Raw genomic sequence first — 6,288 nt, 5'->3', positions numbered from 1 at the left:
CCCGCGACCACGGCCACCGCGGCCCCCGCACCGGTACCGGCCGCCGCGGCGGCGGTGACGTTCAACGACGACTTCAACGGCCCCGCCGGCTCCGGCGTGGACGGCAGCAAGTGGCAGTTGGAGACCGGCGACAACGTCAACAACCACGAGCGGCAGTACTACACCTCGGGTACCAACAACGCCGCCCTCGACGGCGCCGGCAACCTGGTCATCCAGGCCCGCAAGGAGAACCCCAACAACTACCAGTGCTGGTACGGCCGGTGTGAGTACACCTCGGCACGGCTGAACACCGCCAACAAGTTCAGCGCGCAGTACGGGCGCATCGAGTCGCGCATCAAGATCCCGCGCGGCCAGGGCATCTGGCCCGCCTTCTGGATGCTCGGCAACGGTGGCGGCGGCTGGCCCGCCCAGGGCGAGATCGACATCATGGAGAACGTCGGCTTCGAGCCCGGCACCGTCCACGGCACCCTGCACGGCCCCGGCTACTCCGGTGCCGAGGGCATCGGCGCCGGCTACACCCTCCCGGGCGGCCAGCAGTTCGCCGACGCGTTCCACACCTTCGCGATCGACTGGGCCCCGAACTCCATCACCTGGTCCGTGGACGGCAACGTCTACCAGCGCAGGACGCCCGCCGACCTCGGCGGCGACGCCTGGGTGTTCAACAAGTCCTTCTTCATGATCCTGAACCTGGCGGTCGGCGGCTACTGGCCCGGTGACCCCAACGGCAGCACCGTCTTCCCCCAGTACATGGTCATCGACTACGTCCGCGTCACCACCGGCGACACCGGCACCCCCGGTACGGGCAAGGCGATCAAGGGCCTCGGCGGCAAGTGCGTCGACGTCGCGGCGGCGAGCTCCGCCAACGGCACCCCGGTCCAGCTCTACGACTGCAACGGCTCCGCCGCGCAGCAGTGGACGGTCGGCAGCGACGGGACGATCCGCGCGCTCGGCAAGTGCCTCGACGTCAAGGACGGCAGCGTCGCCGACGGCGCGCAGCTCCAGATCTGGGACTGCACCGGCGCGAACAACCAGAAATGGGCCACACCCGCCGCGCTGGACGTCGTGAACATCCAGGCGAACAAGTGCCTGGACGTCCCGAGCGCCAACCAGGCCAACGGCACCCGGCTCCAGATCTACACCTGCAACGGCTCCGCCGCGCAGAAGTGGACGGTGAACGCCTCATGACGCGCGTACGGAAGTTCCTCAAGCCCCTGGCCGTCCTGGCGGCCCTGCCGCTCGCGGTGGGCGCCTCGATCGTGAGCACCTCCACCCCCGCCGCGGCGGCGACCGGCACCATCACGGGCCTCGGCGGCAAGTGCGTCGACGTGGCGGCGGCGAGTTCCGCCAACGGCACGGCCGTTCAGCTCTACGACTGCAACGGTTCGGCCGCGCAGCAGTGGACGGTCGGCACCGACGGTACGGTCCGCGCGCTCGGCAAGTGCCTCGACGTCAAGGACGGCAGTGTCGCCAACGGCGGCCAGCTCCAGATCTGGGACTGCACCGGCGCCAACAACCAGAAGTGGACCGTCTCCGCGGCCCGCGACATCGTGAGCACCCAGGCGAACAAGTGCCTGGACGCCACGGGCAACAGCTCGGCCAACGGCACCCGGCTCCAGATCTGGACCTGCACGGGCACCGCCAACCAGAAGTGGACCGCGCCCGCGGCCGGCGGCGGGGGCGGCGACACCCCGCCCCCCGCGCCCGGTGCCATGGCGGTCGCGCCGTACCTCTACAACGGCTGGGGCAACCCGCCCAGCCCGGTCACGATCATGAACGCGACCGGCGTCAAGTGGTTCACCCTGGCGTTCGTGCTCAGCAACGGCTACTGCAACCCGCAGTGGGACGGCGGCCGTCCGCTCACCGGCGGCGTCGACCAGCAGACGGTCAACACCGTGCGCGCGGCGGGCGGCGACATCGTCCCGTCGTTCGGCGGCTACAGCGGCAACAAGCTGGAGAGCTCCTGCTCCAGCGCGGGCGAGCTGGCGGCGGCGTACCAGAAGGTCATCAACGCGTACAGCCTCAAGGCGATCGACATCGACCTGGAGGCCGCCGCGTACGACAACCCGACGGTCCAGCAGCGGACGATCGACGCGCTCAAGACCGTCAAGGCCAACAACCCGGGCATCAAGGTCTACATCACCATCGGTACCGGCATCAACGGTCCCGACACCAGCCTGATCAACCGCGGCGCCGCGGCCGGCCTGACCGTCGACAGCTGGACGATCATGCCCTTCGACTTCGGCGGGGCCGGCCAGAACATGGGCACCCTCACGCTCCGCGCGGCCGAGGGCCTCAAGACCGCGGTCAAGAACGCGTACGGGTACAGCGACGACACGACGTACCGCCGCATCGGCATCTCGTCGATGAACGGCATCACCGACGTCAACGAGACGGTGACCGTGGCGGACTTCCGTACGATCCTCGCCTACGCCCAGCAGCACCACCTCGCGCGGCTGACCTTCTGGTCCGCCAACCGCGACCGGCCGTGCCCCGGGGCCTATCCCAACGACGACACCTGCTCCGGTGTGAGCCAGCAGGCGTGGGAATTCACCCGCACGTTCGCCCAGTACGCCGGCTGAACCACCAAGGAGCACCAGTGAACTCACGCACCGAGGGCGGCGGGATCCTCCGCCGCCGGACGGGACCGTCGGTGACGACGCTTCTCGTCGCGGCGGCGTCCCTCTGCACGGCGCTCGTCGCGCTGCCCGCCCAGGCAGCGCCGTCGAGCGCCCCGCAGACGGCCCCGCGGGCGGCCCAGGCCGCCGCGGCCCTGCCCACCGGCTGGGTCAACGTCGTCAACAAGGGCAGCGGCAAGTGTGTCGACGCGGCCGCCGCCGGCACGGCCAACGGCACCGCCGTCCAGCAGTACGCCTGCAACGGCACCACCGCCCAGAACTGGAGCCTGACGGACACCGGCAACGGCCGCGTCAGGGTCGGCAACCGCAACGCCGCCAACCAGGTCTGGGACGTCAAGGACGTCTCCACCGCCGACAGCGCCGCCATCCAGCTGTGGCTGTACAGCAGCGGCCTCAACCAGCAGTGGCAGCCCGTGGAAGAGGCGGACGGGGCCTACCACTTCGTGAACGGCAACAGCGGCAAGTGCCTCGACGTGCCCGCCGCCTCCACCGCCGACGGCGTGGTCCTCGGGCAGTACACCTGCAACGGGTCCGCCGCCCAGTCCTTCCGGCTGACCGCCGCCGACACCCCGCCGCCCGCCGGCACCCCGGACCTCGGCCCCAACGTCCAGGTCTTCGACCCGTCGATGCCGGCCGCGACGATCCAGAGCCGGGTGGACGCGGTCTTCCGCCAGCAGGAGACCAACCAGTTCGGCACCCAGCGCCAGGCGTTCCTGTTCCGCCCCGGCAACTACAACAACGTCAACGTCAACGTCGGCTTCTACACCCAGGTCGCCGGCCTGGGCCTGAGCCCCGACGACGTCAACATCGGCGGCACGGTGCACGTGGAGGCCGACTGGTTCCCGCCGCAGAACGCCACCCAGAACTTCTGGCGCAGCGCCGAGAACCTCTCCGTCACGCCGCCCTCGGGCACCGACCGCTGGGCCGTCTCGCAGGCCGCCCCGTACCGCCGCATGCACGTGCGCGGCAACCTCGCGCTGGACGACGGCGGCTGGGCCAGCGGCGGATTCATGGCCGACAGCAAGGTGGACGGCCAGGTCCGCTCCGGTACGCAGCAGCAGTGGCTGTCCCGCAACACCGAGTGGGGCAGCTGGACCGGGCAGAACTGGAACATGGTGTTCGTCGGCGCGAGGAACGCGCCCGCCGGCACCTTCCCCAACCCGCCATACACCACGGTCGCGACCACCCCGCAGATCCGTGAGAAGCCCTTCCTGTACGTGGACGCGGCCGGCGCCTACAAGGTGTTCGTACCCGCCCTGCGGAACAATTCGTCCGGCACCACCTGGAGCGCCGGCGCCCCCGCCGGTACGTCCGTCCCGCTGGACCAGTTCTACATCGCCAAGCCCGGCGCGAGCGCCGCGGACATGAACGCGGCCCTCGCCGCGGGCAAGAACCTGCTGGTCACGCCGGGTGTCTATCACCTGAACCAGACCCTCAGGGTCACCCGCCCCGACACGGTCGTCCTCGGTCTCGGCCTCGCCACCCTCATCCCGGACAACGGCATCACCGCCGTCTCCGTCTCGGACGTCGACGGCGTGAAGGTCGCGGGTCTGCTCATCGACGCGGGCCCGGTCAACTCCCCGCGTCTGATGGAGGTCGGCGCCGACGGCTCGAACGTGAGCCACGCGGCCAACCCGACGTCGCTGCACGACGTGTTCTTCCGGATCGGCGGCGCCGGCGTCGGCAAGGCGACCACCAGCCTGGTGGTCAACAGCCGCAATGTCATCGGTGACCACATGTGGATCTGGCGCGCCGACCACGGCAGCGGGGTCGGCTGGACCACCAACACCGCGGACACCGGCCTGATCGTCAACGGCGCCGACGTCACCATGTACGGCCTGTTCGTCGAGCACTACCAGAAACACCAGACCATCTGGAACGGCAACGGCGGCAAGACGTACTTCTACCAGAACGAGATGCCGTACGACCCGCCCAACCAGGCGGCCTGGATGAACGGCGCCACCCAGGGGTACGCCGCGTACAAGGTGGCGAACACCGTGACGAGCCACGAGGCGTACGGGCTCGGCAGCTACTGCTTCTTCAACGTCAACAACGGGGTGACGGCGGAGCACGCCTTCGAGGTCCCCAACAACGTCAACGTGAAGTTCAAGAACATGGTGACCGTGTCGCTCGGCGGCGTCGGGACCATCCGGCACGTGATCAACGACCGGGGCGGCCCGTCGAACTCGTCCACGAACGTGGCGAACCTCGTCAGCTACCCGTAACACCGCACCACCCGTCACAGCACCCCGGGAAGGCCCCGGGCGACCCGCGCGAGCGGACGCCCGGGGCCTTCCCGCCGTCGTCCCCCCGCCCTCCGTCCGGCCCCCGCCGACGGGCGCCGATGCCCTGCGGACATCACCATCGACGAAAGAGGTCTTGGACGGGTCCCCGCCCCCCGGGCGATCGTGGAGGAGCCGGCCACACTCCGGGGCCGGGCTTTTGGAGGCACAGCATGTCAGTCACCAAGGTGTTCCTCACGGGCGCCACCGGCTACGTCGGCCGGCCCACCGTCGCCGCCCTCCTCCGCCACGGTTACACCGTCACCGCGCTCGCCCGCAGCGAGCACTCCGCGCGGACCCTGTCCGACCTGGGGGCCGAACCGGTACGGGGCACCCTCACCGACACCGCCGTCCTGCGCGAGGCCGCGTCCCGCGCCGACGGTGTGATCCACCTGGGCTCCGACCCCGGCCCCGGCGGCGACGAGGTCGACCGTGCCGCCGCCGAGGCACTCCTCGACGGGGTCGGCGCGGGACCGTACGTCCACACCGGCGGGGCCTGGGTGTACGGCGACACCGACGGGGTCGTCGACGAGGACGCGCCCCAGAAGCCGCCGGCCCTCACCGCGTGGCGCCGGGCCAACGAGGACCTCGTCCTGGCCCGCGCGACGACCGGGGGACACCCCGTGCTCGTCATGCCGGGGGTGGTCTACGGCCACGGCGCCGGACTCATCGAGATGTTCTACACCGCCCCGGCGCGCGAGCGCGGCGCGGCGCCGGTGATCGGCGACGGCCGCAACCACTGGGGCGTGGTCCACGTCGACGACATCGCGGAGCTGTACGCGCTGGCGCTCGGCGCGCCCGCCGGGGCGGTGTACGTGGGTGTCAGCGAGGAATCACCCACCCAGGCCGACGTCGCGGCGGCAGCCGCACAGGCGGCGGGACACCCCGGCCGTACGGAATCCCTGACGCTGGAGGCGGGCCTGGAACGCATGGGGCCGATCGCCGAGGCCTTCGCACTCGACCAGCGCATGACCAGCGCCCGCGCCCGCAGGGACACCGGCTGGCAGCCACGGCACGTGGACGACGTACTGACGGAGATCGCGCGGCCCACCCCGGCCTGAGCGGGCGGGCCCCGGCGTCACCGCCGCCGGGGCCCGTTCTCACGTCAGGGGTTCGACTTCCAGGAACCGCCGCCTGCGGGGCCCCCGGTACAGCAGCGCCTCCCACCCCAGGCGCCCCAGCTCCGCCGCACAGCCGCCGAGCGCGCGCTCCTCGTCCTGGGCGGCCCCGTCACCGGGCGGACCCACCCACTCCACCCGTACGGTCCCCGGCCGCTCGCCCTCCCGTACGTGGAAGCCGGTCGCCACCCGCCGCCCCGCCGCGTCCACCGCCGACGGCGCGATCCCCGCCGCCTCCAGCACGAGCGCCAC

The 6,288-nt window shown here is 71.3% G+C and carries 4 protein-coding genes and 1 pseudogene; 4 read left to right on the top strand and 1 reads right to left on the bottom strand.

What is annotated here, in order from left to right:
• From GT042_RS10165 to GT042_RS10150, 4 genes are all read left to right on the top strand, one after another.
• Nucleotides 1–1,185: family 16 glycosylhydrolase (locus tag GT042_RS10165; RefSeq protein WP_161308386.1), on the top strand; the 1,185-nt coding region annotated here is incomplete at its 5' end.
• A complete protein-coding gene (locus tag GT042_RS10160) occupies nt 1,182–2,579 on the top strand; it encodes a ricin-type beta-trefoil lectin domain protein (RefSeq protein ID WP_161308385.1) in 1,398 nt (465 codons plus the stop codon). The genes GT042_RS10165 and GT042_RS10160, both read left to right, overlap by 4 nt.
• Nucleotides 2,580–2,701: 122 nt before the next feature.
• The gene (locus tag GT042_RS10155; RefSeq protein ID WP_161308387.1) at nt 2,702–4,861 is read left to right on the top strand and encodes an RICIN domain-containing protein; all 2,160 of its coding nucleotides are present in this window, start codon (nt 2,702–2,704) and stop codon (nt 4,859–4,861) included.
• 230 nt (nt 4,862–5,091) lie between these two features.
• Nucleotides 5,092–5,979 carry an NAD-dependent epimerase/dehydratase family protein gene (locus GT042_RS10150; protein ID WP_161308384.1) on the top strand — a complete coding sequence of 296 codons (888 nt, stop codon included), beginning with the start codon at nt 5,092–5,094 and terminating at the stop codon, nt 5,977–5,979.
• A gap of 39 nt (nt 5,980–6,018) precedes the next feature.
• On the opposite strand, the pseudogene GT042_RS10145 reads toward GT042_RS10150, so the two are convergent.
• Nucleotides 6,019–6,288: pseudogene (locus tag GT042_RS10145) on the bottom strand (hypothetical protein); the annotation flags it as partial.

The sequence above is a fragment of the Streptomyces sp. SID3212 genome (assembly GCF_009865405.1).
In the GTDB taxonomy this organism is placed as follows: domain Bacteria; phylum Actinomycetota; class Actinomycetes; order Streptomycetales; family Streptomycetaceae; genus Streptomyces.
This window is presented reverse-complemented; position numbering and strand designations above follow the sequence as displayed.

Bases quoted from the DNA above. Each gene is read 5' to 3' on its own strand.
- GT042_RS10160 (WP_161308385.1), top strand. From the start codon at position 1,182: ATGACGCGCGTACGGAAGTTCCTCAAGCCCCTGGCCGTCCTGGCGGCC.
- GT042_RS10150 (WP_161308384.1), top strand. From the start codon at position 5,092: ATGTCAGTCACCAAGGTGTTCCTCACGGGCGCCACCGGCTACGTCGGC.